Raw genomic sequence first — 25,469 nt, 5'->3', positions numbered from 1 at the left:
AAAATATAGCCACCTTCGGGTGGTTTTTTATTGCCTGGAGAAAAGCAATGACTTCAAATCCAAACAAGATTATTTCTTTGCAAGAACTAATTAATGCTCAAGTTGATGCAAAAGTGCTTGAATTAATTATGAATGAAGCACCATTGGTTGAGGTTGAAACCCGCCTGGGGCGCAAGTGTTATTCAGTTTCAACGATTCAAGCGATTATTGATCAATATAAACTGCAAGCTGATGTGGAAATTGCAAATTTAACTGATGCGATTAATGTAGCATTAGCAGCTGGTGCTGGTGCGGCAGGATGGACTGCGTCCCTTGTTGTTGATGGTAGTCAAAACCAAAAGCAGATCAATCTGTATGGTGCAAAAACTCATGAGCCAGGCATTTATCCACCAGGCTCTAAAGTTATCCGTGATGACGGAGTTATTGTTCAGTCAATAACTACAGGCAACACAAGCGATCCAAATGAAAATATGAATGATTGGCGCGGTTTTATTTCAGGTCGTCGTTATATTGATGTTGCTGACTATGTATCTAGTGATGACACACAGGACGTTTATGCCGGAGTGAAAGCAGCATTTGCAGCAGCACGAGGTCGCGAGATTGTATTCACCAATCCTTACACTGGCTCACGAACATACCGTTTTGCAAGCCGGTTAAATAGCGGAATCATTGTGCCGGATGGCGCTCGTGTAATTTGTGAAGGGAATGCTGTACTTGATCACTCAAATTGGGCTAAATCAGGATCGCGTAGAACACTATTTAAAGCAAGTGGAACACAGAGCGGAACAACTCATGCTTTGGCTTCTGATGCACTCATTGACACAAAAGTTATTACACTCATAGCAGGTGGTGCTGCTGCTTACAATGTTGGTGATTATATCCTGATCACTTCAAATGCGGTTTTTGGCGTTTATAGTTACGACACTCAAGGCGAGTTTGCGCGGATTGTATCGAAGTCAGGGGACGCACTTACATTACACGAAGCACTGCATGCAAACTATCTCGTATCTAATGTATCAAATGTTTGTAAGATTAACTTTGCAAGTAATGTGGCCTTTGAGGGCATGAATATTATCGGGGCAGGGCGTTTTCTTGATGATTCTAGTGGTGATTCTGGCATATCTGGTGAGCTTGTTAAAGGTTTCAGTGTTTCTGGATCAACCATTGATAGTGTAGATTTTCACGCAATAAGTGCTAACCGATGCTTAAATTTTAGCATCACCGACTTTGACATAACACACGTACCGACATTGGCAACCACAGGCCCTCAATACGGTGTGGCGATTATCGGCGGATCGATGTATGGGGAAATCTCAAATGGTACATCAAGGAATGGGCGACATGCAGTAGCATGGACTGATTCAGGTACAGCAAGGCAGGGTGTATCGAGATATGTAAACATTTTAAATTCTCAAGGTGTTGGGCAAAATGGTACTTCATTCGCAACACATACCAACAATGAACATGGCAAGATTATTCATTGCTCATCGACTGGTTGCGCTGCTGGTGCGGATATTCGTGTTCCTAACATGGTAGTGGATGGTTTAACAGTGCGCTCATTACGTCCAGACGCATCAACACAATATGGGGTAGTTTTAAGGTCTGCGGCACGTGACTTAAAAATTAATAATTTAAAACAGTATGGCGGGCGATTTGGTGTTTCAACAATTACAGGAGAATCTCTTTCAAATCCTGATAATATTCAAATTACGGACTGCGAATTCCATAATCAAAGTCAAAGAGCTATCAATCTTGAGCATACAACGGATACAGAAGTTCTTGGTTTGAAAATTTCAGATAATTATGTTGAGTCTAATTCCGGCGCTACAGTTCGAGTAATGATGCCTTTCAAGAATCCAGACGTTAGAGATAATGTAGTGCAAGCTACATCATCAGCAGTAAGCGCATCATCCGCAATTCAATTTATAGGCTGTAAGAATATTATCGCTATTAATAATACTGCTATTGGGTATGAAGGAGCTGTGTTAATTCAAAGCAGCACAGGAACGCACATTAACCGCGGTAACGAGGTGCTTCCACTTTAATACAACATAAAACAGTGTGTTGCTATATGTAGTAACACACTCTAGAATTTGCTGCCAATCAAATCACAATATTTTTTATTATGCAAAAACGTAGTATTCGTCTTAAAGAGTTGGGGGTGGATATAAGTAAGGTGTATACCCCTTCTTCTGATTATTTGGAAAATTGCCCAGCTCTCCAAAAAAATGAAATTTATGAAGTTCGCACTAATAAAGACGGTAATCAGTTTGGGGTCCTTGGTAATGTTTCAAAAAATAAGATATTTATGCTTGGAGCTTCATCTATAGAATGTCTGTATCTACGTCCAAGCAAGAAAATACATTCAGTATTAGAGCGATTTTTACTTGAAAATCAGTATGATTATGAAGTAAATAATCTTGGAGCTTCTGGTAGCCAGTCGCTTAATATTATTAACTTGTTAATAAATAAATTATATAACAAGCAGGGATCAACAGTAATTTTAACCTTGCCATCAAATGATAATGGACCACTGCTTTATAAGGATGGGTATTTTTCATCTCATCGCTATCACTCCACTATCATACCCGCTACTGATAAGAGAGTTGAAACAAACACTGATCCTGATTTAGATCTCTACAAGAGGGGTTTGGGTCTTATAAAGGCTATATGTGAACAACTTGAATTGAAATTAATACTTACATCTATTTGCTACACAGGCGATGTGGATAGCTTAAATATTTTAAATAATGTTGCACGAGAATATTGTAAAGAACATGAAATTGATTTCTTGGACTTGGAATTAGATTTTCAAAAAAATCCCGACTTCTTCTATGATAAGTTGCATTTTTTACCGAAAGGTTCTGAATTTTTTGCCAATAAAATATTCGAATCTTTAAAAGATAGTTTAGATAAAAATAGCGAAAAAGAATTAAGAGTCATAGATTTTGGATGTAAAGGATTGTTGGAAAAACAAACATTATGGAGTGATGAAATAATCGTAAATCCTACTACTAAAATTAAATTGGTTGTGGATTTTGAGCATTTAGGAGATTCAAAAGCACCTGCTTTGTATGTTATTGATTACTTTTGCGACCCAAAACAAACGACTTTAATTAAATCTCAAAATCCAGAAATAGGGTATTACAAGTATTTTTCAGGCCACCAGGATAAGCGTATTGAAAAAATATTTGATGTAGAAATACCTGAAAACTGTACAAAAATTAAAATTGGACTGAGACCTTGGAGTAAAGAGGGTATTTTTGTTCATCATGCTTTTTTAACTATTCTTTCTATTTAAACACCCAACAAACCACCATAAACCCCGGCTTTTAATAAAGATCGGGGTTTTTTATTGCCAAAATTTAGGGGGCGCAATGTCTAATGACTACTCATCTGACCCACCAGTAGCAACAGCAGGGCAACTTCTTGCCATCTCAGACAAGATTAATGATCTTGGAAAAAGTATGGATAAGTTAGCTGAAATGCCCCAAAAACTTGATCGCATGAATATGCAGTTAGAGCAGCTAAATAAAGAGCATCAGCAGACTCGGAATGACTTAACTCAGACTCGGGACAATCTGCAAGATGATCTGGATCGAGCCAAGTCAAACTTCAAAAGCGAGATCAAGCAAGTCCGAAATGAGATTGATCCGAAGTTTAAAGAAATGGATGTGCAGATCAGGGTGCTAAGTGAAAGCAAAACCAAGATTGATAACACCACAAGTCTTGTGCGATTTGGTGGCATTTTTTTAGCTGGCTTATTTGTCGTCGCTTGGAATACTCAGACGAGCAAAACAGACACGGTAAACACTCAAACCATGGCAAACAGCCAGTCCATTCAAGTTCTTGAAAAACAGTCCGATCAGCTTTTGAGAACAGTCGAAGAAATCCGCAACAAGCTTTATGAGCGAAATATGAGAGAGGAAAAATGAAATTAATCCAAGAAAGTGCATTACAGTACTTATCCGTAAAACTCCCACTACTGGGGGCTTTTTTAATGCTTGCAGTTTTAGCTATTCAGTGGGCATTAGACTTTAATTTTATCCCTGAGCAATATGCGCCCTTTATCATTGGTACTGTATTGCCAGCCCTAAGCTGGGTAGGTCGTAAAATCGCACAGCCACAATTACACAATCAGTCCTTAGGTTTTGTCACAGTTACAGCAGGGCACAGTAATACAGACCCCGGTGCAGTCAATGGCAAAGTGAAAGAAGCCGATCTGGTCGTCAACTTCCGAAATGCAGTAACTCATTATTTGCGTGAAGCAGGGCTGCAAGTCAAAACCGATGGCACTGGTACCAAAAACGATCCATTATCTGCTGCAGTAAAGTTGATTCACGGCTCAAGTGTGGCGGTTGAATTCCACATGAATGCTGCAACATCAAAACAGGCAAACGGTATTGAAACCATTGCTTTGCTTAAAGACAAAAAACTAGCTCAAGACTTATCGAAGGCCGTGGCAGATGCGCTTGGTAGTCGTTTACGTGGTGATAACGGTTGGATTGATCAATCTAAGTCAGCACGTGGCCGTCTTGCTTATGTGAATGCCGGTGGCTTAATTGTAGAGCTTGGCTTTATCTCAAATGAAGATGAACTTGCTCGATTTAATGCGCGGTACTGGCTGGCTGCTAAGGCTGTGGTCAAAGTGCTGATTGATTATGAGAAAGGGATTAAATAATGACAGCATTAACAATTGAACAAGTCGCTAAATCAACGCTTGAGGTTGCTGAATCTGGCGGCCCAATTCTAAGCCAGGTTGCGAAGTACATGGATGCGGCTGAAAAGCTAAAAGAAAGCACTTTGTCTGGTGAGGAAAAGCGAAACTGGGTTATTGAGTATGCTAAGAAAGAAATCAAAGATGTGTTTAATAATCTTGATTACTGGCTGCCTTTAATCATCCGCTTTATTAATGCTGTTAAGACCGCATTCAATTTGCTCAAGAAAGCTATTTTTTAATTAAGAAGGCCCTCAAGTGAGGGCTACACAGCTCATTCAATTGCGACGAATGTGAATGTGGGGATATGTGTTGGAGTAATTTAAAAATTACTTCAGCTTCTCACTTTGCTTAAAACGGCATACTCACTCGTACATCCATCCCAATATTCAAAGCAACTATGCCAGACAGCCCAGCCAAATCTTTTACCCCACGGCTCGGCAAATTTAATGCAATGCTCGATGTAATGCTGTTCCCATGTTTTCATTATTATCCCCTAAACCCATTTCTTAATCGTTGCGCAACCTCGGTAGCAGTCGGATTGTAGTAGGTATTCACCAGAATATTAATATCCGTATGTCCGGTAATCTTGGCTAGATCAGCAGGGTTTTGGATTATCTGGGCCATGCGAGTAGTGGCTTCGTGTCGCAGGTCATGGAATCGCAAATCATGAATATCACATTTATCCCGGTATCTTCTAAATAGAGAGGATAGGGAATCCGAATCAATACTCAAAACACGTGGACTATTTACACCTTGCATGTGGCGCAGCAATTCTTCAGCACGTTCAGATAAAGGAATGTTTCTAGTTAGGCCATTTTTAGTGTCTGGCAGATGCACATACATTTTATCAATGTGAACATTCTTCCAGGTCATTGCTGTGATTTCACCAAGTCGCATTGCGGTTTCAAGTGCAAACAGCATGGCCCAAGCCACTTCCTGGCCTTTGGTTTTAACTGGTTCACCTTCAACATAAGAGCAGGCATTTAAAATAGCCTCAATCTCATGATCTGCTGCACGTCTATTTCGCGGTGGTGGCAGCTTTGGTCTTGATACTGTAGTCAAGGGAGAGGAGTGCAACCAACCCAACTCACGGATGCAGCAATGCAGTACAGCACTAAGCAATTCCATTTCCCTTGAAACAGTCGTAGCGGTTACATCCTTGATTCTGGCATCACGGTATTTCACAAAATCAAACGACTTGAGATCTGTAAGGTTTTTTGACACTAATTGCGGATTGTCACGGATCAGCTTTCTTAAGCGTAAAGTTTCCCAGCGCGCACCTTTCTTTTTGGGCGTGACATTCTTAAGATAATACTCAATGGCTTCTTGATAGGTGTGTTTAGGCAATTCGCCTTTTGATGCCTTGGCCGCATCCTTAAGTTCAATAATTTTACGAGCTGCCCACTCTAGTGCTTCTTTTTCTGTATCATGGGTAGATGTGTGGCGCTTGTTTTGATGATTGACGCAAATACGCCAACTATCACCGCGCTGAATAGCCTTTGGTATCTTCATAATGTCGTGGTGCAGAATTGGTGCAAATTAGATGTTTAGATGATGTATTAAATCACATTACAATACATTCTAATACAACATTAATTTATTAAAAATCAATGGCTAAAAGAAAAACCCTTACAGAATAAGGGTTTCAATTTAATGGCGATATGCTCTCTATCCCCACCATTATATTGAAGCAAGGCTAATGCCTTGCTTTTTTATTGCCTGAAATTTTATACAGCAATTTTCATTGATCTTATTCTTAAATCCTTATTTTGCTTGATAGAACGTGTGTGACGGAAGTTATATAAAAAGCATGGTTGCATTATTTTGAATGCTGAGGCCATACAATATAAGGCTTGATCTGTAGTTTGTTTTTTATACATTTTGGTTTTTATGACACAAAATAAAGCTCAGACCTTTTAAAATACTGAATTTGTGGTTTCGTCTTCAAAGAGTCAAATTGTCTTGATAAATTTTATCAAAAGTAAAAAAATATAATTAACTGTTTAATTTCTAGCGGAATAGAATGTGATTGCTTGTAAAATCGCTTGTCAATGACGGTCTATCTCTATAATATACACAGCCATTGGGGACGTGGCGAAATTGGTAGACGCACTGGATTTAGGTTCCAGCGCCGCGAGGTGTGAGAGTTCGAGTCTCTCCGTCCCCACCAATTTACTTGAGCAATTGAGTAAACTGGCCGAGTAGAGGATTGGTGTAATGGTAGCATGACGGTCTCCAAAACCGTTCGTCAAGGTTCGAGTCCTTGATCCTCTGCCAAAGTTTGAAAAATCCAACGCTAAGTTGGTACCCTGATGGGGACGTGGCGAAATTGGTAGACGCACTGGATTTAGGTTCCAGCGCCGCGAGGTGTGAGAGTTCGAGTCTCTCCGTCCCCACCATCATATTAAAGCAAGGCTGATGCCTTGCTTTTTTATTGCCTGAAATTTATTTAATCAAGATAAAAAGAAAAGCCCATCGAAACGGGCTAAAGATTGGAGAATAGAGTTGCTGAATCAGTGGAATAATTTATTTATTTTTTTGATTGAAAATAACCTGCATCAGGCTTTTAAATGATCTTCAAATTCCTCACCCAGCTGGATCGCGAGTGCATTGCCGGCCAGATCACAGGTGACCAGACCGTATTCTTTTTTGAAACTGAAACTGAAACCACGATCATCAGCCAGGGTGCGAACGGAATATCCTAATTTTTCTAACCATAGTCGAAATGCAATCAGATTTTTAGCTTTAACCACTTTTTTCACGAGATCACTCCTTCATCATTGTTCTATCTTAAATAAGGGTGAGAAATTTTGTTTTAAAGGGCAAATTCCCATATTTAATTAATTTAATCTAATTTGAATGTTTAGTGAACATCGTATGCTCGCTAAAGAAGCAGTTTATGACTTAAGTAAATGATTTTTATAATATTGAATAGGTTGTAACTAAATATTAAGTTTTTATAGCATGTAAATAAATTTAATTATACTTTAATTTCAAAGGTTTATTTTGCTATTGATCTAAATTTGAACTTTATCAACACCATAAAATGTAAGAATAGGGAATGCCGAAGCATCGGCATATTAAAGTTGCATTGATTATTTAATCGGATCATTAGCAGCTGCTGGTTTTCTGAGCTATCGTTTGAGATGCATGCCCTATACTATCAAAAATGTAATTCTTGAATTAAATACGATTGCCATGACTGAGCTGACGATTGAACACAATGTGAATCAGAAAATTGAATGGATGCAGCAACAGGGCTTAGATCCGGTTGCTGTGATGCTGGGACATGAGGACTGGTTGAATTTTACAGTGCAATCGAAAGTAGCCTATACGCCGTTTGGTAGTGCACGTCGTTATCAACCGGCCTTAGCTGGTTTGCTGCTGGTACGTGTTGACGAAATGCAGGCAGTGCGTGTCGTCACTCAAGACGAACTGGATGCTTATGCGCAAAGTCACCAGATTCTTTAATATGGATCTTTAACTCTAGAACTGATCCTTCAGGGTTCTCAAGCGCTGAAACTCTTCCACACTATCCGCACGCAGGAAAGGATTGGTTTGTAATTCATCTTCAATGCTGCTTGGCAGCGTGCACTGGCCTAACATACGCAAGCGTTCGATATGCTCGAAGCGTTCCAGAATTGCCTGATTGTCCGGTTCGACATGTTTGGCAAACTGGGCATTCGAGAGGGTGTATTCATGTGTGCAATAGACCTGCGTACGCGGCGGTAAGGCTGCCAGACGTGACAGTGAATGATACATCTGTGAATAAGTACCTTCAAAAACCCGGCCACAGCCCATGGTAAATAAAGTATCGCCACAGAACAGCACATCAATCGCATCAATGAAGTAAACGATATGGCCTAATGTATGGCCTGGTACTGCGATCACTTGAACATCTGCCCCATGAAAGCTGAACTGTTCTTCATGCTCAAGTGGATGCGTGATAAACGGAATTTTACTGAGTTCTGCACGCGGGCCATAAACAGGCAGATTTTGTCCCTGAATTAAGCCGGGCACACCGCCAATATGGTCTTTATGCCAGTGCGTTAACCAGATTTGACTTAAGATTAAACCGTGTTCGGCACAATAATCTTGCACCAATCCTGCTTCGGTCGGGTCAATGACTGCGACCTGATGAGAAGCCGTATGTTCCAGCAACCAGATATAATTTTGCAGCGAGTTCTGGACATCAATACAGTGAATTTTAAAAGGCATCATAGCGCATTAGACCAAATGAAGATTGAGAATAAAGTAGCATAATTTCAGATGCTCTGGGCTTGCAGATATTATCTGCTCATCCGGGATAATTTTTGTTTATGTCCCATTTAAAAAATTATACGTCCGAATCATCAACGCTTACCGCCTTGCCAATGCTATAAAATTGTCCACCAGTCACATGATGAGTGCTTTTCCATTCTTCACTCACTACATGATAATGTCAGTGACTGTCGCGGAAGATCTGATCATCGGCATAGGCAGCAATCATCTTGCCAATAAACAGATCATGCATTTGCTGGTTATGCGGCCCGGGAATCAGCTCGCAGAGTATCCATGCAGCACAGCCTTGCCCAGAGAAATATCAAAACCAGAGAATTTAAATAACCTTAGGCCAGATGGTGCCAATTTTTCAGGTACATCATGTAGGCTCAGCCTACCTAGCCGATAGGATTTTTCTAGGAGAATACTTTGAAGATGGGGGTTGGTCATACCGCATCATTCACTATATTGGTGTATTTAAGTGGCTAGATTAGTTAGATTATTAGCATATTCAAGTTCACTCTTGCAAAAAAGCTTTTAAACTAGAGATTGTGATATTGAGGACTTCAGAAAATGAAAATGTACCAGGTCGATGCGTTTACCACGGAACTGTTTAAAGGAAATCCAGCTGCGGTGATTGTGCTGGAGGACTGGCTCGAAGATGGCCTGATGCAAAATATCGCCTTGGAAAATAATCTGTCTGAAACAGCTTTTGTGAAAATAATTGATGCAGAAAATTATGCTATTCGCTGGTTTACCCCGACCAAGGAGGTGGATTTTTGTGGTCATGCAACCTTGGCCAGCAGCTTTGTATTATTCAATCAATTTGGTACGGCAAAAACGATCCAGTTTCATGTGAAAGATCTGGGGATCTTTGTGGTTGATCAGGATACAGATGGCAAGATCAGAATGAACTTTCCAATTCGCCGCGCAGTAGCCGTCACAGAATATCCTGAGGCCTTAAGACAGGCATTGAGCAAACCGTTTAAGCAGGTTTATCTGAATGCACAAGGTTATATTGTCGAATATGAATCGGTACAGGATGTGCTAGATGAATCACCTGATTTTGAATTATTAAAACAATTAAATGGCAAGCGTACCGCGATTACTGCTCAGAATAGCTTTTTAGATGTCGCGATTACCTCGCAAGATACACAATATGATTGTATTTCACGTTATTTTGCACCGAGTAACGGAATCAATGAAGACCCGGTCACAGGGTCTATTCACACCGGAATTGCGCCACTTTGGGCAGACAAACTGGGTAAAAATGAACTGGTCGCTTATCAGGCATCAGCGCGCGGTGGTGTACTTTATTGTGCTTTGCAAGATCAGGAACGAATTGAAATTTCGGGTTATGGCAAATTATATATGCAGGCTGAACTTTATCTTTAATCTCTGATTACATAGATATGCATGTCGTCAGGCAAGGCGGCATGTTATTTTAATGATTCAATTTAGAAAAGACTATTCAGAATAAGAATCATTCTCTAAAATGAGCGCGAATAAAAATTTACATTGAAAATCTGGATGAATAATGTTGGTACGTTATAAGAATTTAAGCTTGGCGATTTTGTTGTCGGGTTGTAGTGCGCTGAGTTTTGCACAACCTGTTTTGGTGAAAACTGAACAGAATGTGGAGGAATATCGTCTTGATAATGGTTTACGAATTATCCTGGCACCGAATGATAAAGAAAATAAAATTTTTATGAATACGGTGTATTTGACCGGTTCACTGAATGATCCTAAAGGAAAAGGTGGTCTGGCGCATCTGCTGGAACACTTGGCTTTTAAAGGCACTAAAAATGTCAAAGGTGATGAATTTCAGCGTCGGCTCGATCAATATACCTTAATGACCAATGCCAGTACCGATTATTATTCAACCAAATATACCAATGTCATTCGTCCTGAAAAAACGGCGCTAAGTGAAGTAATTTTCCTTGAAGCCGAGCGTATGGATCAGCTGGTTCTTCAGGAAAAATATGTACCGACCGAAATTGATATTGTAAAGCGCGAACGCGAAATTCGTCTGGATCAGCCATTTTCAGTACTCATGGATCAGGTGTTTAAGTCGGCTTATGGCAATCAGTATTTGGGCCGTTTACCGATTGGTGATCTGAATGAGCTGCAATCCATCAATATGCAGGAATTGAACCAGTTTTACCGGAGCTGGTATGCACCGAATAATGCCTTTATGGTGATTTCAGGCAAGTTTGATAAGGCAGAAGTATTAAAGCAGATTGATAGCCATTTCAGTCCGATTCAATCGCGAAGTGTACCGGCGCAAGTGAAAGTTCCGGCTTTAAAACCTGAGCAGATTCAACAGCGTGAATTTACTGTGCAAAAGGGCAGTGATCTGGCCAAATTCAATATTTACCTGAATGGCCCGGATGAAAAGATCAAGACTGCTTTGGCTGTTTCACCGACGCTCTATACCTTGCAACCGAGCGGGCATTTATATCAGAGCATGGTGGAAAGTGGAAAGTCGACCATGGTGCAATCTAGCACCTGGTTAGATAAAGACTTTAATCTGGTGTTTATGGGCGCGATCTATGCACCCAATCATCAGCCAAAAACTGTGGAACAAAGTTTGATTCAAGGCGTAGAGCAAAGCCAGCCATTTACCGAGGCCGAATTAAACCGAGTTAAAAATCTGACCCGCAATCAGGCTGATAATATTAAAAATAGCGCGACTGCTTTAGGTTCACGTTTAAGTGATTATGCCGTGGCTTATTCGGGTGACTGGAGCCAGTATTTTAAAGATCTGAATGCGATTGAAAACCTGAATGTGAGTCAGGTTAATCAGGTCTATAAAGGCTTTCTAAAACCTGAATATCGTATTTCTGGCAATATCCTGCCAACACCGGAAGATCAGAAAAAAGCGCAGGAAGTGACACAGACGGAAGCACCGAAAAAAACACTGGACCAACAGGCTGAGACAGAAGAGCCTTTAAAGGATGTCAGTGTTTATCAGGCGGAAGTGAAGCAGTATGTAGCGCAATCCAAGCAGTATTTATCTGCCAAGGACAAGCAGATTCAGCGTGGTAAGTTAAAAAATGGCATTAAATATGCGCTATTCCCAACCAATATTCGCGATGACAAGGTGTATGCCACAATTTCTCTGGATTTTGGGACTGCGCAAAGCCTGATGAATAAAGGCGAGATTCTGGATCTGACCGCGTATTTAATGCTGCGCTCATCGGAAAGCCAGAGCTTGCAGCAGATTGCTGACAAAATTATCGAAGTAGGCGGTTCAGCGACTGCCAGCCCATCGAGTAATGGCCTGAACATACAGATCAGTGCCAAAAAAGAGAAGTTTGCAGAGTTTTTCCAATATGTGGTTGATGTACTAAAAAACCCTGCATTTGAGCAAAGCCAGTTTGATTTGATCAAGGGTCAGACCTTATCCAGTCTGGATCGTCCTTATACCGAGCCAGATACAGTGTCGAGCCTGACTATGGCGCGAACCATTGAAGTTTATCAACCCGGTGACATTCGTTTCCATTTTGAACCTGAACTGGCCACCAGGCAGTTTAAAGCAGCCACTCGTGAGCAAGTGGTCGCTTTGTATCAGCAATTCTTTAAAACGCATCATGCACACATTGCAGTGACTGGGGAATTTCAGCCAAAATCTATACAGAAAATGCTGAAAAATAGTTTCGCGGACTGGAAAGCGGTACAGCCTTATGAACGCCTGAAATCAGAATATCGAAGCTATCCAGCCCAAAAAATTCATGCCTTGTCTGAACAACGTGAGTTCGGTAGTTATCAGGCATTGCTGACCTTCCCGGTGGGGGCAGACCATGCAGATGTACCTGCTTTACAAGTCTTCCGTCATATTCTGGGTGACTCTCAACTGTCTTCCCGTTTGGCTCAGGAATTACGTGAAAAAAATGCGCTGGTCTACGGTTTTAGTGCCCATGTTCAGTTTAATGAATGGGCCGATTCAGGTGCTTTGGCACTGGGTGCCAATTATACCGCAGGTAAATCTGCACAGGTTTCTCAAACGGTGCATCAGGTACTCAATGAGCTGTTAACAAGTGGTGTAACTGAACAGGAAGTGGAAGCGGCCAAAGCCAGCATTTTGAAAAAACGTGTCAATGCACTGGAAGATGATCGCCGTATTCACAGTATGTTGGTTCCTCAACTGGAAAAAGATCGTAAGCTGATTTACCGTGAAAAACGTGATCAGGCGATTGCCCAACTGACGAAAGCCGACATTGATGCCGTGATTAAAAAATACATCAAGCTGGATCAGTTGGTCGAAGTGATGGCCGATCAATATGGAAAAGAAATCAAAAAATCATAGAATTGATCTACATTAAAAAAAGTCCTCCTCTAATAGGGGGATTTTTTATTCTTCAATATAATTAAAAGCTCTAATTTAAGTTGCTTTTCTGGTAAGCAGGATTCTACTTAAAACGCCAGATAGCACAGCACTGGGTAAGTTCCACCAGAAAGTGGCAAAAAGAAACAGGAAAATCCCAGCTGATACTAATATTGCTTCAACAGCGATATCTTTCTTAAAAGCGAAGTGAATAATATGTTGGTAATAATATGATGCGATTAAACTAGAAAAGATTGCTCAGCAAGTATAGAAAAGCTTATCTGATCGGGGACTCGCGATCATTTCTTCCCAGAGCATACGTATTTTCCTACTTTTTTTAAGGATTCAGACTCTTATTTTTATAATTTATAAAATGCTTTCGCATTCTCATAAAAGATCGGCTTTAATGCGTTTTCATCATAGTCCTGAACAATATCGCTAAAAGCATCAATGATATTCACGAGTGAGCTGCTGACACTGTCCATTGGAAAGTTGGAGGCAAACATCAGGCGTTCAGAACCAAAGCAATCTAAGGCATGCTGAATCAGGGGAGCTGCACGTTCCAATAATTCCTGTTTAGTTGCCAGCCGTTTCTGCTGATGAAAATCATGACCCAGCACCGGCATAAACAGGCCAGACATTTTAGTCGATACATTTCTGCACTCGGACAGTTCAGCCAGTTGATCTTGCCAACTTGAAAATATCTGGGCGCGTTCTTGTTCAGTCTTGCCTGTAGCTTTGCTCACCTTGCCAAATAAGCCGGCAGGCGTACCGAGGTGATCCAGTGCGATGGGTGTTTTAGGAAAGGCTTTGGCCAGTGCAGTCACATCCGCAATCTGGCTCGAATAGACCCAGGCATCAAAACTTAAGTCTTGCTTGGCCAGTTCTTCAAATCCTTTCAGGAAGTTTTTATTACGGTAGAGATGCGGCTCATCTGTCCAGGCATGAATCCCTTTGTCTGGATGTACCGCAGCCATTTTACGGATGCCGCGAAATTTTGGAGAAGCTTCGCGATGCAATTGAATCAATTGCTTAAAGTTTTTCTGCCGCGGATCCGCCGTAGCGACAATGCCACCGAGCTGGATATTATGCTGATCAAAAGAAAGTCCGGCCACAAAACGGGTTTCATCCACCACGCCTGTACCTTTCTGATCATGCCAGCTGGCTTCAACATGCACAATTTGTTCGACTTCATAATGCCCTAGATCTTTGTTGTAGTTCGCAGGCAGATAAGGGGCGGTCAGATGCTCGGTCAGGCCAATGGTCTCAATCACATCTTTAGGTTTGAGCAGCCGCACCATTTTGTCCAGTAATTTAGGATATTTGCCAAACAGTTTTACGGCAAATGCTGCCGCGTGTGGGGTGTTGTACGGATCCCATTGGTGAATATGTGGGTCAATGATCGGGAAGGGAAGTTGCTGCATGCTATGCCTTGTTTTAGTGTATTTATTATTCAATTTATATGGGGCTAAAATCAGTTCGAAGTCAAGATGATAAATTAAGGCAAATAAAAAAGCCCCGCGGGGCTTTTCATATTTTAATCAATGATCGTGCTTGTGATCATGGTTATGCTTGTTGGCATGAAACTCTTCATTGTGACGGAAACGTAAATAGTTTTCGAACTGTTCACAGTATTCATCATAGTTATCTTCCAGCATCATTTGGAATTGCTGCATAATATAAGACATCACCTGATCTTTGGCATCGCGCATTTCGTTGCCATCTTTAAAGTTATTCGCTGCCACCCAGGTATTGAAACGGGCAGTACCAAATAACATGGCTGCACTGACTTGACCGCGCTTATCACTCGGTTTTTCCTGCGAGCCTTTTTCTACGCGACAAAACTCGTTGGCTTGTTGAATAAATTCATCAGCACGTTCAAAGAATGCCGCATTTAACGCTTCTTCTTCGGTTACATCGGTTGCTTCAATCTTTTGAACCATGAATTTTTCCTGACCATCATAAAATCTTAATGGCTAATTATAGGCAAAGCCTTGCAGAAACTAAACCTTTGCCTTAATCTAAAAATAGCCTAAGCATATAAAAGTGAATGCCATGCAGGATGCGATTGCGGTACAAAGTCTGAAAAGTGATATTGCCTTATTGCGCCAGAATATCTGGCCACCGGCAAATCTGGCCAATGTCGAAGGTCTGCCGATTTATTATGGAACCAAATCGCAGGTCGAAGAATATTACACCCAGTGGCTTGGTCTGATTGAAAGGGCGCAGGATCTGTTCCAACCTTTCATGGACGATGAAACCCTAGATGCTATCCATCTTCCCAGTCATTTAAACTTGCCGCTGTTTTATTTTCATGTTGACCGAATCAGGCTAAATAAAACCCGGGCCAAAGAATCTAAAACTTTTCGTGGTGTGGCCAGCCTGATTGAAAAATGCGGGCAGTTTGAACCCGAACAGATCGCAGCCATGCGACACTGGCTCGACAGTGATGATACCGCGGCTTTGGTGGCACACCGCGAATTTGTAGACTTACGTACTTATGTGTTTCAGCATGGTCAAAGTGAATATACACGTACCCGTTTTTATGTGAATGGTATCGTGCTGAGTGTCGAGCCACATTTTGAGCTGATCGATGCCCGTGATAAACCACGTAAGCAACGCAGTGATAGTTATAATGACCCTCTAGCCGATAATAATACCTGGAAAGTGTTTGGCAAATATCGCTAATGCAGCTTGATTAAGCCATTTTTCACCAGAAGGGTTTGGTATTTTCAGCAAACTGCTGTAAACGCTCGGCTGCTTCACTCGACAAACGCTGCTGTTCCGCGCTTATCCAACCCAGCACAAACCAGGCTTTGCTATTTTGCTTGACATACGGTCTAAACAGTTCGTCTGCCACAAACAGGTCGTTATAATGCCCCAAGCTTTCCTGTAAGGGTTTTAGGGCTTTCAGATAAGTTTTCACATCCTTTTCAGGAAATAAGCTCTGTAAAAATTCTACGTTATAGCGCAAGCGTTTCACCCGTTTACGCGTGCGATGCCGCGATTCAATATCCAGTTCCTGATAGTTTTCGGCATCCTGACAAATTTGCTGATGTAACTTGCTCAAACCTTTACACAAAATTTTATGCGAAGATTTGGCTTTGCTATGCGTTTTTTCCTGACTAAAGCTGAGTAGTTGCAGTATCAAGTCCACTGTAGCTGAATGTCTGAACAGCGCGCTAATATCTGGCTGTTTTTGTCGATGTGGTGGTAATTTTAATAAGGGTGAGCCGGCTTTTTCCAGTTGCGGAATCAGACTTTCTGCAAGGGCATCGCGATCTCGGGTAGAACCCAGTTGCTGAAAAATATCTCGCAGCTGTTCCGGCCATTCTGGCTGTACATGTTCAGTCACAGACTGGAAAATTTTAAAGGCACTGCGTAAGCGCCGGATCGCGACACGTGCCTGATGCACATGATCGCTGTTATAATGATCAGCGGCAATCGCAGTTGCATTCGGAAAAAGATGAGCCAGACAGTTGGCTACGATTTTCTTTAAAATAGTAGCAATCTGATCTTTCTGCTCAAGTTCTAATGGCAGCTGATGCTGCACAGGCAGACTTTCTTCACCCTGTAATAGGGCATAACCGCGTTCCGATTTACTCCGCGTATCCAGCCATAAATCATAACGTTGAATCCATGGCCGAATGAAATCAATCAATTCGCTCAATTGACCGGATTTTAGCTCAAATTCGACTTCATAAATATCAATGGCTTGATCCTTATGGCGAATTTCCCCTACATCAAAGGCAATCTCAATCTGGCTATTTTGATGTGTTTCGGTCAGCACATAACGCGCGACATCTGTTTCAAATTGCAGAATAAGCGGTATATCCAAATCGCCAAGCGCCTGTTTCAGGATTTTTTTTGCCGGTTTGTGTTTGCGATATAACTGAAAATCACAGCTTGCAGGTGGGCTTTTTAATGTATGTTCAAGTTCAAAACGTTCAAATTGCTGCTCAGTAGGTGCTTTCAGGGTTTGAATCCATTGCTGGTCTTCTAGACGTTGTCGCAAGGCGATTTGATTTTGTTGGAGTTGTTGTGCTTCAGTATCGAAGTAGCGTGCACATAAGCGATGCCGGGTCGGCTGAAGCTTCTGAATATCCTGTTCAAATTGCGCACGTGACTGTGGCGGGATCTGGAATTTGAGTTCTATTTCTGCCATCGGGTCATTCCTCCGCGACGTTGGTTCTATAGATTAATATAGCTCAAAGATTAGTCACATTGTGATGTGCTTCTGCAACAAAAAAAGCACGCCGTAGAGGGAGCGTGCTTTGAAATGTTCTTAAAGATATTTATTTGAGGAATTTACGGCTCACCAGGAACTGTTCTGTCGCCTCAAGCAGTTTCTGGGCATAGACTTCCTGTTTAGCAGTCAGCCAGCCTAATACAAACCAGTCACTCGCTTCCAGTTCAGTTTGCTGAATATACACTGCCGAAGAGGCCAAGGTTTGATATTCACCGGCTGCAAGTTGTGCATCATTCAGCGCTTTGCTGTACTTCTGCAAGTTTTTGACGTCATAGATTGTGGTTAAAATCGGGAAGCTGAATTTGAGTTCCTGAATCCGGCTTGCCAATTGATCCAGACTTTCAAAATTGTTAATTTCAGTCTGGTTCATCTGTTCTTGCAGCACTTTATACTGTTGTTGCAGCGTGGTTTGTGCAGCAGTTTTTAAATCCAGAGCAGCATGTTCATCTTCAGTTAAACTAAAAGTCAATAACTCCAGATAATGATGCACATTTTGCGTTGATTTGACTAGATTGCCCAGTTTTTCCTGAGCATACAGAATATCTTTACTCAGATTTTCCGCAGTGGTCGGATTTTGCAGGAAGCTGGCCAAGCTGTTTTGCATATGCTGCAAATGTTGTAAATGCTCGAACTGCTGCTTAAAGGCAGCCATTTGATGTGCCCATTTGTCCGAAAGCTGCGGATGCCAGTCTTTAAACAGCAGCAAAGTGAGATATAGCTGATCCAGTGCCAGTTGAGCCTGCTGAATATGTTCCTGCTGTGCAACCTGAGCTGAAATCGCGGCGATATTTGGCAATAAATGTTGCATCTGCTGCGCAATCAGACTGCATAGGGTTTTACCAGCGCTGTCTTTTTTACTGATCTGGAACTCTTTGGCGAAGGTGGCCGGGCTCACGCGTTGTGAGGTGGCCAATAAATTACCAATTTCTGCCTTGCTGCGTACATCGAGCCAGAGCTGATATTTCTTGACCCATTCAAAACTGAATGCCAATAAATTGTGTATCAACCCACTTTTTAGCTCAAACTCGACTTCATGTACCTCTTGTTCAGCATTTCGGGTACGGATCTGCCCAATATCCAGACTGACTTCGATTTGTGTGTCTTGGTATTCAATTACACGCAAGGTGCGGGCAATATCGGTTTCGAATTGCAGTTGTAGCTGATTAGACTGATTGCCGAGCGCATGGCTCAGAATCGCCTGTGCTTCTGGGGACTGGGTATAAATACTTAAATCCAGTTCAGGAGATTCAGTTAATTCCCCCAGATCATGATTATGTTCAAAGCGTTCAATATGGCTTTTACCGGCAGCTTTCAGGGTTTGCACCCAGCGCGTACCTTCCAGACGCTGACGTAGTGCTACCCCGTGCTGGGCCAGTTGACGGTCGGCAGTATCATAATATTTGGCTTGAAGCTGGATCTGTTGAGACTTTTTCGGATCAAGTGCCTTGAGCAGCGCAGTGCGTCGTGCCGCAGGAATCTGGAACTTGAGTTCAACTTCAACCATAATGATTTTCCTATCTGTTTAGTACACGCCAGCATGTACTGATATTTTTCGCTTTAATGAGATGCTGAAAATTCGGCGGGCAATCGCCGCAATTATATTTTTAGATGTATGCGTGGCAGATTGTAACCAAAATCAAAATGCATGTAAGACTTGACCTGCATATAAAAATATTGAACAGGAATTTAAATATTGGCTTTGAGCTGTTAATAGGGTTGCAAAGCGAGAGGAATTGCGGCTTTGCTTGGAAAATATCTAAGAATATTCGAGCAAATCAAGAGACTGTTAATTGGCCAAAATATAGGCTAAGGTAAAAGAAAACATCAGGACGATGAGAAATGAATGTACAAGTACAGCCAGAGAATACCCATGTGATCGCGCATCAACCCCAGATGCCGATTGGCAATTATCATGAGTTTTACCGCTTTTATTTGACCGAACACCGGCATATGGTCAGTCGCCGTTTACATGTCGCAGGTAGCAGTATCGGCCTATATTGTTTTACTCAAGCCATTCGCCAGGGCAAACCGCGATATTTTGCTTATGGTTTGCTTTCGGGCTATGCCTGTGCCTGGATTGGCCATTTTATCTTTGAACGCAACAAACCGGCCAGTTTTAAACAGCCGGTGTATAGCTTTATTTCAGACTGGCGTATGTTTGCGGATGTCCTGCGTGGTCGTCTCAGTCTGCTTGATCGCAAATACGATAAGATTTCAAGTTAAACTCAGGTAACTTTCATCGGATTGTGTGGCTAGGGAACATGATCTTTCGATAAAAGACTTGCAAGTCGCCATTTATTATTCTATTAATTGTGTTATTGCTTATTCAGTTTGATGGAATTTGATCAAAAGTTATAGTTTACTGAATAAAATAGTTTTCCAAGCCTGGAGCGACCTTCTCCGGGCTTTTTTTATATCTCTATTTTTTAAATAAATTTACTGACTTCGTTGCCATTATTGCGTAAATATTCATAGAACAAGTCATGCGGATCATACATAAAGAAAATGATCCTTTCTAGCTTTGAAACGTCTCCCCACAAACGTATTATTCAAAACTAGAAAGGATCGGGTGTCACCAACACAGGTATTTATTTTTCTGGTTATTTTCTGTGTCTAACGCTATTTAAGTCTTTTCGCGCTAATTGGGCCATCCCTGAAATTGGGTATTTTTTAATCTTTTTGAGTTTAATCTTAAAGAGGCTTAACAATATTGAAAATTTAAAGGCAAAAAAAACCGCTCTTAGAATTTTGCAACTTCTCCACCAAGTTATCTGCAAAATCCTAAAAGCGTTTGTCGGAGGGCGTAAGCATTAACACTTTATTATTTTTGTTATAAAGCGATTAAAACCCATATTTTATAGTCGGTATATCCCTGAAAATGGTGATATTTTAGATTTAACTGGAAAATTGCGCTAAAAAACTACAAATCTGTTGCTACCCGGTCGCGGAAACAGCAGGACTGCGGCAATTAAACCGAGTTATGCCTATAATAGAGCCATCCTAGCAAGTGGCGAGCAAGATGCGCGGTTTATATTTAATTACCAATGATGATCCCGTAGAACTTTTATTGGCAAAACTGGAAGGCGCAATGGCCAATGGCGGCATTGCAGTATTGCAATATCGCCGTAAAAAAGTCGCCAAACAAGATCAAATTTACGAAATCGAGTATATGAAAGCCATGTGTGCTGAATATGGTGTGCTTTTTGTGATTAATGATGATCTTGAAATGGCCGTTAAATACGGGGTGGGTGTGCATTTGGGTCAGGATGACGGGTCTATTGTCGAGGCAGTTGCACGCTTGCCGAAAAATGTCTTGATTGGTCGTAGCTGTAATAACTCGCTTGAGCTGGCTGAACGGGCCATTGCCGATGGTGCAAACTATGTGGCATTTGGTGCCATCTATGCCACCGACAGTAAACCTGAAGCCGGTAATATTGGCTTGGAAACCTTAAAACTGGCCAAAGAGAAATTGAACGTGCCTTTATGTGCCATTGGCGGTTTAACGGTTGAAAATTCCAAAGAAGTCATTGAGTCAGGTGCGGATTATTGCGCCGTGATTAGTGATATATTGGGCTTACCGATGAATGCCATTCCTGAACGTTTAGATGAATGGTCTGCGCTTTTTCAAGCTACAGCATAGAATTTTTTGATTGATTTAATTTTGAGTCGAGTGCCTTCATGAGCTTATCTCCAAAGCAAGAACAATTGTTCAAACAAGCCAATAAACATATTCCGGGTGGCGTCAACTCACCTGTACGCGCATTTAACGGCGTCGGTGGTACACCGGTCTTTATCGAAAAAGCCCAAGGCGCATATTTGTATGATGTAGACGGAAAACGTTATGTGGACTATGTCGGTTCATGGGGACCGATGATTCTGGGTCACGCCCATCCTGCAATTATTCAAGCCGTTCAACAGGCCGCAGTAGATGGTTTAAGCTTTGGTGCGCCAACAGTTCATGAAACCACGCTTGCCGATATTATTTGCGAGATCATGCCGTCGATTGAATTGGTACGTATGACCAACTCGGGCACGGAAGCCACCATGACAGCGATTCGTTTAGCGCGCGGTTATACCGGCCGTGACAAGATTGTAAAATTTGAAGGCTGTTATCACGGTCACTCAGACTCGCTTCTTGTAAAAGCAGGTTCGGGCTTGTTAACTAAAGGTGAGGGCGAAGCAACGTCTGCGGGTGTTCCAGCTGATTTTGCCAAGCATACCATCACGCTTCCATACAATGACATTGCGACTTTAAAAGAATGCTTTGCCAAGTTTGGTGCTGAAATTGCCGGCGTGATTGTGGAGCCTGTGGCAGGCAACATGAATCTGGTGAAACCAATTGACGGTTTTCTGCAAGCGATTCGTGATGTTTGTGATGAGCATGGTTCAGTCTTTATCATCGACGAAGTGATGACCGGTTTCCGTGTTGGCTTAGGCGGTGCGCAGGCACATTATGGCGTAACTCCGGATTTAACCACATTGGGTAAAATTATTGGTGCAGGTCTGCCAGTCGGTGCCTTTGGCGGTAAACGTGAAGTGATGGAATGCATTGCGCCACTGGGTAAAGTGTATCAAGCAGGAACATTGTCGGGTAATCCATTGGCAATGCGTGCCGGGATTGAGATGTTTAAGCATCTTCGTGCTGAAGGTTTCTATGAAAACCTATCTGCGCAGTTGTCAAACCTTCTTGCAGGTTTACAAGCAGCAGCAGACGAGGCGGGCGTACCCTTTAAAACCCAACAGGTCGGTGGGATGTTTGGTCTGTACTTCACCGATCAGGAAGACATCACCAGCTTTGATTCGATGTTGAAATGTGATGTCGATGCTTTTCGTAAATTTTTCCATGGCATGTTGAATCGGGGTGTGAATTTAGCACCTTCTGCATTCGAAGCTGGCTTCTTCTCGGCTGCACACAGCGATGAAGATATTGAATTTACCATTCAGGCTGCGATCGAGACTTTTGCTGAGATGAAAGCTTAAATTTTAATTTTTTTAAAATCCTCCCTCTTGCGAAGCGGTGCTTTTCACCTTTTTAAAGGAGGGAGTTTTATCTGTACAAATAATAAAATTTACTCCTCTTTTCCTTGCGCCATATCTGACTCAGGGTTAGGGGAGATTAAATTCTAAAATTAGGGATATTCATTCATGCAAACCAAACATTATTTGACTCTAAGTGATGCGGAATTTCTATTGGATCACGCCCATCAATATGCAATTCAGAACAGCTTCAATGTCAGTATTGCCTTAGTCGATGAAACGGGCAATTTGCTTGCGATGAAACGTATGGATGGTGCAGCACCGATGACTGCAAATCTGGCCATTGAAAAAGCCAGATGCTCGGCGATGAGTCGTCGTCCATCCAAGCTGTTTGAAGATATTATCAAAGGCGGGCAGATGGGCTTTCTGACTATGGAAAGTTTCTCGGGAATGCTGGAAGGTGGCGAACCGATTCTGTATCAAGGGCAATTAGTGGGTGCGATGGGTGTATCAGGTGTGAAATCATTTGAGGACGCTGAGATTGCGCAGGTGGCGATTAAGAAGTTTTTGGCGCAGCAGGGCTAAACATTATACGCTTGAGAATGTACTTATCTTCTCAAGTCTAAGTTAAAAATAACTATCGGATAAGATAGTGATGCTGTTGTTTAACCATTTCATTATATTCTGTCGAGTTATACAGCTCTAAACAGCTCATTAATATGGCTGGCCTTGCTTGATTTTTATACACCTCAGTTTTTGCTTTCATAGATTGGTTTATATATTCTTTCAAATTTTTATACGCGGGTTCTTCATATGAACCCTGTTGGAAATACCCGCCCATCGCTAGAGCAGCCTCAGAACTGAGGGATTGATCCTGAGCCCTCGTCAGACAATAACTAAAGCCAAAATTTTTGATATTGAGCTCATCCTCATTTGATATGGATGGAATTAAGTCTTTTGCATAACATGCACTCATCACTAGACAACTAAAAAGTACAGCAATTATTTTCATTATCTTAAATTCCAAAACAGAATATCTGTGGTTCTTAGGCTCGGTGTATCATGAATAAAGTAGCAACTATCTCCACAATCATTTCCATTCCATAAAGTGACATGTCCAGAAGCATCTCCCCAACCAGAGACTTTAAAAATAATAATTCCTTTTTTCCCTTTTAATTGTGATGATAAATCCTGGTTATTTTGAGGCTTGAAGGAGAGATCTGCAGTTCCTAAATTTTGTTCAACAAAGCTGATCATCTCGCGAACCCTAAGTAAATAAGGTTTATGATCAGCGCCTCTGACTTTATAACCTCTGGTTGACTGTTTAATTGGCATTCCGCCGTAGTTGAAAGATCTACTTAATCTTAAAGCACAAGCATTTGCGTATCCTGTAGGATTTTCTTGATATAAAGCCATAGCTTGACCTCCCACCATAGAATACACATCACTTGCTGACATTTTTACCGGATAATATTTCCATAATTCGGAAAATAAAGGTCTTTTTGCTTGTATGGTCGAAGACCGACCACCAGCCCTTGCAGTTATACTCACCATATTTAATATTCCGTATCAATTAATATAGTTTTTCCTTTAAAAATATTTTTAAGCACTCCCTTACCTTCAGCATCAATATCAAGTGAAATCGTAAATGGATGAAATGAGTTTATCTCAGAAGATTCTGGTTTTATTTCTATATCAATAGTATCTCCTTGTGCATAACCTGAAGTTTCTATATGCAAATTCAAGTCATCAAAAAATCTAGATTTTCTTTTTAGAAGAATAAGGTTATCTCCATAACTCCAATAAATATTATTAATGATCTTTTCTTCTTTTTCTTCAATGTATTTAGTAGCTGTATCTGATATTAATTGATCAATTTTACTTGAGATAATACCATTACTTATGACAGCCAAATCAGAAGTTTTTAGAAATTTTGAACCACAAGTTGATGTGTCTCCTGCCGCAACAATGCTTCTACCCAGGACGACCATAAAGCCTCGATTAGAAGCAAGAGCTTTCGATAGGACATTACATTTAGGACAATAATGTACCATTCCATCCAAATGCACAGCTTTTCCTTCCACCAGAAAGGAAGGGTCGCCAAAAGTAATGATTCCCCCATGATCGGTTTTACAGCCGACTGTTATTAATGCTCTCATTATTATTTGGTTATTATTTTTATTAAAGACCATAATAACATGACAATATAAAATGAAAGGTTTAGTTTAAAATTCATTTAATCAGTTTGTATATAATGACTGAATGTATCTGAATATAGATACAAGCATTTTTGCTTTTAATTTTTTAAATATAGCCCTGTTGACTTTTAAAGTATTGAGTAACCCTCAATCTGAGTTAGCATATACAGTTACGAAAAAGCCGACTGTCTGAAGCCAAAGAGTCTCCCATGCTGTACCCAATACCCAAAAAAATCCAACTTGCCCCATCTCAAGCCAAATGGCAGCTTGCATCGAACCAATCGGTTTTGGTTTTAGTCGGATTACAAAACTTGCGTATGCAACAGGGCATACAAGAAAGTGCACTCATGGCAAATTTGATTCAACTGACCAATAAAGCCAAAGCACTGGATATTCCCATTGTCGATTTATATGGTGATGACCTGATGCAGGGCATGCAACAGCTTGGTGAATATGCCTCCACGCATCCACAACTGATTTTTGCCGGGCAGGTCACACCGATGCTCAAGCAAATCTTACCGCATTTGATGAGTGTGACGGATCAAATAGGTGTGGTCGATGACGCAATCTTATTGGCCAATCAGGAACAGCATATTCAGTGGATCGAAAATATTTCCAGTCAAGGTGTGCATCACTTAAATACTTATAGTCTGACACGGTTGTGGGATTTAAGTGCGCCCTCAGACTATGTCTTATCAACCAAAGGTATTATGTTGGCTGTAGCAGAACAGCTAGACA

At 41.3% G+C, this 25,469-nt stretch carries 24 protein-coding genes, 3 tRNA genes and 1 pseudogene; 17 read left to right on the top strand and 11 right to left on the bottom strand.

The window, feature by feature from the left end:
- The first annotated feature begins 47 nt into the window (after positions 1 to 47).
- The 5 genes from KT990_RS02305 to KT990_RS02285 all read left to right on the top strand — a co-directional run bounded on the left by KT990_RS02305 (position 48) and on the right by KT990_RS02285 (position 4,959).
- Complete coding sequence (locus KT990_RS02305) at positions 48 to 2,045, top strand: right-handed parallel beta-helix repeat-containing protein (RefSeq protein WP_218209389.1); 1,998 nt, start codon at positions 48 to 50, stop codon at positions 2,043 to 2,045.
- Positions 2,046 to 2,176: 131 nt separating this feature from the next.
- Entirely contained in the window at positions 2,177 to 3,301 is a 1,125-nt protein-coding gene (locus tag KT990_RS02300; protein ID WP_218209063.1) for an SGNH/GDSL hydrolase family protein, read from the top strand.
- A gap of 76 nt (positions 3,302 to 3,377) precedes the next feature.
- A complete protein-coding gene (locus KT990_RS02295) occupies positions 3,378 to 3,935 on the top strand; it encodes a DUF1664 domain-containing protein (protein ID WP_218209062.1) in 558 nt (185 codons plus the stop codon).
- Positions 3,932 to 4,681, top strand: a complete 750-nt coding sequence (locus KT990_RS02290; RefSeq protein ID WP_218209061.1) for an N-acetylmuramoyl-L-alanine amidase — start codon at positions 3,932 to 3,934, stop codon at positions 4,679 to 4,681. The genes KT990_RS02295 and KT990_RS02290 overlap by 4 nt, the downstream gene beginning before the upstream one ends.
- Positions 4,681 to 4,959, top strand: a complete 279-nt coding sequence (locus KT990_RS02285) for a hypothetical protein (protein ID WP_104500359.1) — start codon at positions 4,681 to 4,683, stop codon at positions 4,957 to 4,959. Before KT990_RS02290 ends, KT990_RS02285 begins: the two co-directional genes overlap by 1 nt.
- A gap of 247 nt (positions 4,960 to 5,206) precedes the next feature.
- Here KT990_RS02285 and KT990_RS02280 read toward each other — a convergent pair whose 3' ends face one another.
- A complete protein-coding gene (locus KT990_RS02280; RefSeq protein WP_218209060.1) occupies positions 5,207 to 6,232 on the bottom strand; it encodes a site-specific integrase in 1,026 nt (341 codons plus the stop codon).
- Positions 6,233 to 6,805: 573 nt separating this feature from the next.
- On the opposite strand from KT990_RS02280, the gene KT990_RS02275 reads away from it, so the two are divergent.
- The 3 genes from KT990_RS02275 to KT990_RS02265 all read left to right on the top strand — a co-directional run bounded on the left by KT990_RS02275 (position 6,806) and on the right by KT990_RS02265 (position 7,119).
- Positions 6,806 to 6,890, top strand: a tRNA-Leu gene (locus KT990_RS02275).
- A 33-nt stretch (positions 6,891 to 6,923) separates the two neighbouring features.
- Positions 6,924 to 6,997: transfer RNA gene (locus KT990_RS02270), tRNA-Trp, on the top strand.
- Positions 6,998 to 7,034: 37 nt separating this feature from the next.
- Positions 7,035 to 7,119: transfer RNA gene (locus KT990_RS02265), tRNA-Leu, on the top strand.
- Between the two features lie 159 nt (positions 7,120 to 7,278).
- Here KT990_RS02265 and KT990_RS02260 read toward each other — a convergent pair.
- The gene (locus tag KT990_RS02260) at positions 7,279 to 7,482 is read right to left on the bottom strand and encodes a hypothetical protein (protein WP_005096596.1); all 204 of its coding nucleotides are present in this window, start codon (positions 7,480 to 7,482) and stop codon (positions 7,279 to 7,281) included.
- Positions 7,483 to 7,918: 436 nt separating this feature from the next.
- Here KT990_RS02260 and KT990_RS02255 point away from each other — a divergent pair, with 436 nt between their 5' ends.
- Complete coding sequence (locus tag KT990_RS02255; protein ID WP_074383176.1) at positions 7,919 to 8,191, top strand: hypothetical protein; 273 nt, start codon at positions 7,919 to 7,921, stop codon at positions 8,189 to 8,191.
- 15 nt (positions 8,192 to 8,206) lie between these two features.
- Here the strand turns inward: KT990_RS02255 and gloB are convergent, their stop codons facing one another.
- Positions 8,207 to 8,941, bottom strand: coding sequence for a hydroxyacylglutathione hydrolase (gene gloB, locus KT990_RS02250; RefSeq protein WP_218209059.1), 735 nt, complete (start codon positions 8,939 to 8,941; stop codon positions 8,207 to 8,209).
- Positions 8,942 to 9,056: 115 nt separating this feature from the next.
- Positions 9,057 to 9,400, bottom strand: a pseudogene (locus KT990_RS13455) (flavin reductase); the annotation flags it as partial.
- 153 nt (positions 9,401 to 9,553) lie between these two features.
- Here KT990_RS13455 and KT990_RS02245 point away from each other — a divergent pair.
- Entirely contained in the window at positions 9,554 to 10,375 is an 822-nt protein-coding gene (locus KT990_RS02245; RefSeq protein ID WP_100329731.1) for a PhzF family phenazine biosynthesis protein, read from the top strand.
- A 142-nt stretch (positions 10,376 to 10,517) separates the two neighbouring features.
- Positions 10,518 to 13,289, top strand: a complete 2,772-nt coding sequence (locus KT990_RS02240; RefSeq protein ID WP_159515898.1) for a M16 family metallopeptidase — start codon at positions 10,518 to 10,520, stop codon at positions 13,287 to 13,289.
- 377 nt (positions 13,290 to 13,666) lie between these two features.
- On the opposite strand, the gene KT990_RS02235 is transcribed toward KT990_RS02240, so the two are convergent.
- Together KT990_RS02235 and KT990_RS02230 are read right to left on the bottom strand one after the other, a co-directional pair.
- Positions 13,667 to 14,731, bottom strand: coding sequence for an amidohydrolase family protein (locus tag KT990_RS02235; protein ID WP_180049975.1), 1,065 nt, complete (start codon positions 14,729 to 14,731; stop codon positions 13,667 to 13,669).
- 117 nt (positions 14,732 to 14,848) lie between these two features.
- Positions 14,849 to 15,250, bottom strand: coding sequence for a DUF3144 domain-containing protein (locus KT990_RS02230; RefSeq protein ID WP_005096603.1), 402 nt, complete (start codon positions 15,248 to 15,250; stop codon positions 14,849 to 14,851).
- Positions 15,251 to 15,362: 112 nt separating this feature from the next.
- Here KT990_RS02230 and KT990_RS02225 point away from each other — a divergent pair, with 112 nt between their 5' ends.
- On the top strand, positions 15,363 to 15,995 hold the full coding sequence (locus KT990_RS02225) for a hypothetical protein (RefSeq protein ID WP_005096604.1): 633 nt from the start codon (positions 15,363 to 15,365) through the stop codon (positions 15,993 to 15,995).
- A gap of 22 nt (positions 15,996 to 16,017) precedes the next feature.
- Here KT990_RS02225 and KT990_RS02220 read toward each other — a convergent pair whose 3' ends face one another.
- A complete protein-coding gene (locus tag KT990_RS02220; RefSeq protein WP_218209058.1) occupies positions 16,018 to 17,472 on the bottom strand; it encodes a CYTH and CHAD domain-containing protein in 1,455 nt (484 codons plus the stop codon).
- 130 nt (positions 17,473 to 17,602) lie between these two features.
- Positions 17,603 to 19,060, bottom strand: a complete 1,458-nt coding sequence (locus KT990_RS02215; protein ID WP_218209057.1) for a CYTH domain-containing protein — start codon at positions 19,058 to 19,060, stop codon at positions 17,603 to 17,605.
- A 335-nt stretch (positions 19,061 to 19,395) separates the two neighbouring features.
- Here KT990_RS02215 and KT990_RS02210 point away from each other — a divergent pair, with 335 nt between their 5' ends.
- The 4 genes from KT990_RS02210 to KT990_RS02195 all read left to right on the top strand — a co-directional run bounded on the left by KT990_RS02210 (position 19,396) and on the right by KT990_RS02195 (position 23,118).
- On the top strand, positions 19,396 to 19,779 hold the full coding sequence (locus KT990_RS02210) for a DUF962 domain-containing protein (protein WP_005171513.1): 384 nt from the start codon (positions 19,396 to 19,398) through the stop codon (positions 19,777 to 19,779).
- A gap of 796 nt (positions 19,780 to 20,575) precedes the next feature.
- Positions 20,576 to 21,196 (top strand): thiamine phosphate synthase, encoded by a 621-nt coding sequence (gene thiE, locus KT990_RS02205; RefSeq protein ID WP_179999552.1) that lies wholly within the window; start codon positions 20,576 to 20,578, stop codon positions 21,194 to 21,196.
- 38 nt (positions 21,197 to 21,234) lie between these two features.
- Positions 21,235 to 22,536, top strand: a complete 1,302-nt coding sequence (gene hemL / locus KT990_RS02200; RefSeq protein ID WP_180039854.1) for a glutamate-1-semialdehyde 2,1-aminomutase — start codon at positions 21,235 to 21,237, stop codon at positions 22,534 to 22,536.
- Between the two features lie 165 nt (positions 22,537 to 22,701).
- On the top strand, positions 22,702 to 23,118 hold the full coding sequence (locus KT990_RS02195) for a GlcG/HbpS family heme-binding protein (RefSeq protein WP_005171507.1): 417 nt from the start codon (positions 22,702 to 22,704) through the stop codon (positions 23,116 to 23,118).
- A gap of 52 nt (positions 23,119 to 23,170) precedes the next feature.
- On the opposite strand, the gene KT990_RS02190 is transcribed toward KT990_RS02195, so the two are convergent.
- From KT990_RS02190 to KT990_RS02180, 3 genes are read right to left on the bottom strand one after another with little or no spacing between them, the layout of a single operon-like run.
- On the bottom strand, positions 23,171 to 23,545 hold the full coding sequence (locus KT990_RS02190; protein ID WP_100355069.1) for a hypothetical protein: 375 nt from the start codon (positions 23,543 to 23,545) through the stop codon (positions 23,171 to 23,173).
- The gene (locus KT990_RS02185) at positions 23,545 to 24,087 is read right to left on the bottom strand and encodes a type VI secretion system amidase effector protein Tae4 (RefSeq protein ID WP_005171502.1); all 543 of its coding nucleotides are present in this window, start codon (positions 24,085 to 24,087) and stop codon (positions 23,545 to 23,547) included. Before KT990_RS02185 ends, KT990_RS02190 begins: the two co-directional genes overlap by 1 nt.
- Before the next feature lie 2 nt (positions 24,088 to 24,089).
- On the bottom strand, positions 24,090 to 24,692 hold the full coding sequence (locus KT990_RS02180; RefSeq protein WP_218209369.1) for a PAAR domain-containing protein: 603 nt from the start codon (positions 24,690 to 24,692) through the stop codon (positions 24,090 to 24,092).
- Positions 24,693 to 24,940: 248 nt separating this feature from the next.
- Here KT990_RS02180 and KT990_RS02175 point away from each other — a divergent pair.
- Positions 24,941 to 25,469 (top strand): acyl carrier protein (locus KT990_RS02175; protein WP_218209056.1); only part of this gene is annotated, 529 nt, incomplete at its 3' end.

The sequence above is a fragment of the Acinetobacter sp. F9 genome, assembly GCF_019195275.1.
Classification (GTDB): Bacteria; Pseudomonadota; Gammaproteobacteria; order Pseudomonadales; family Moraxellaceae; genus Acinetobacter; species Acinetobacter pseudolwoffii.
Note: the sequence above shows the minus strand (reverse complement) of the source record. Positions and strands in the feature narration are given on the sequence as shown.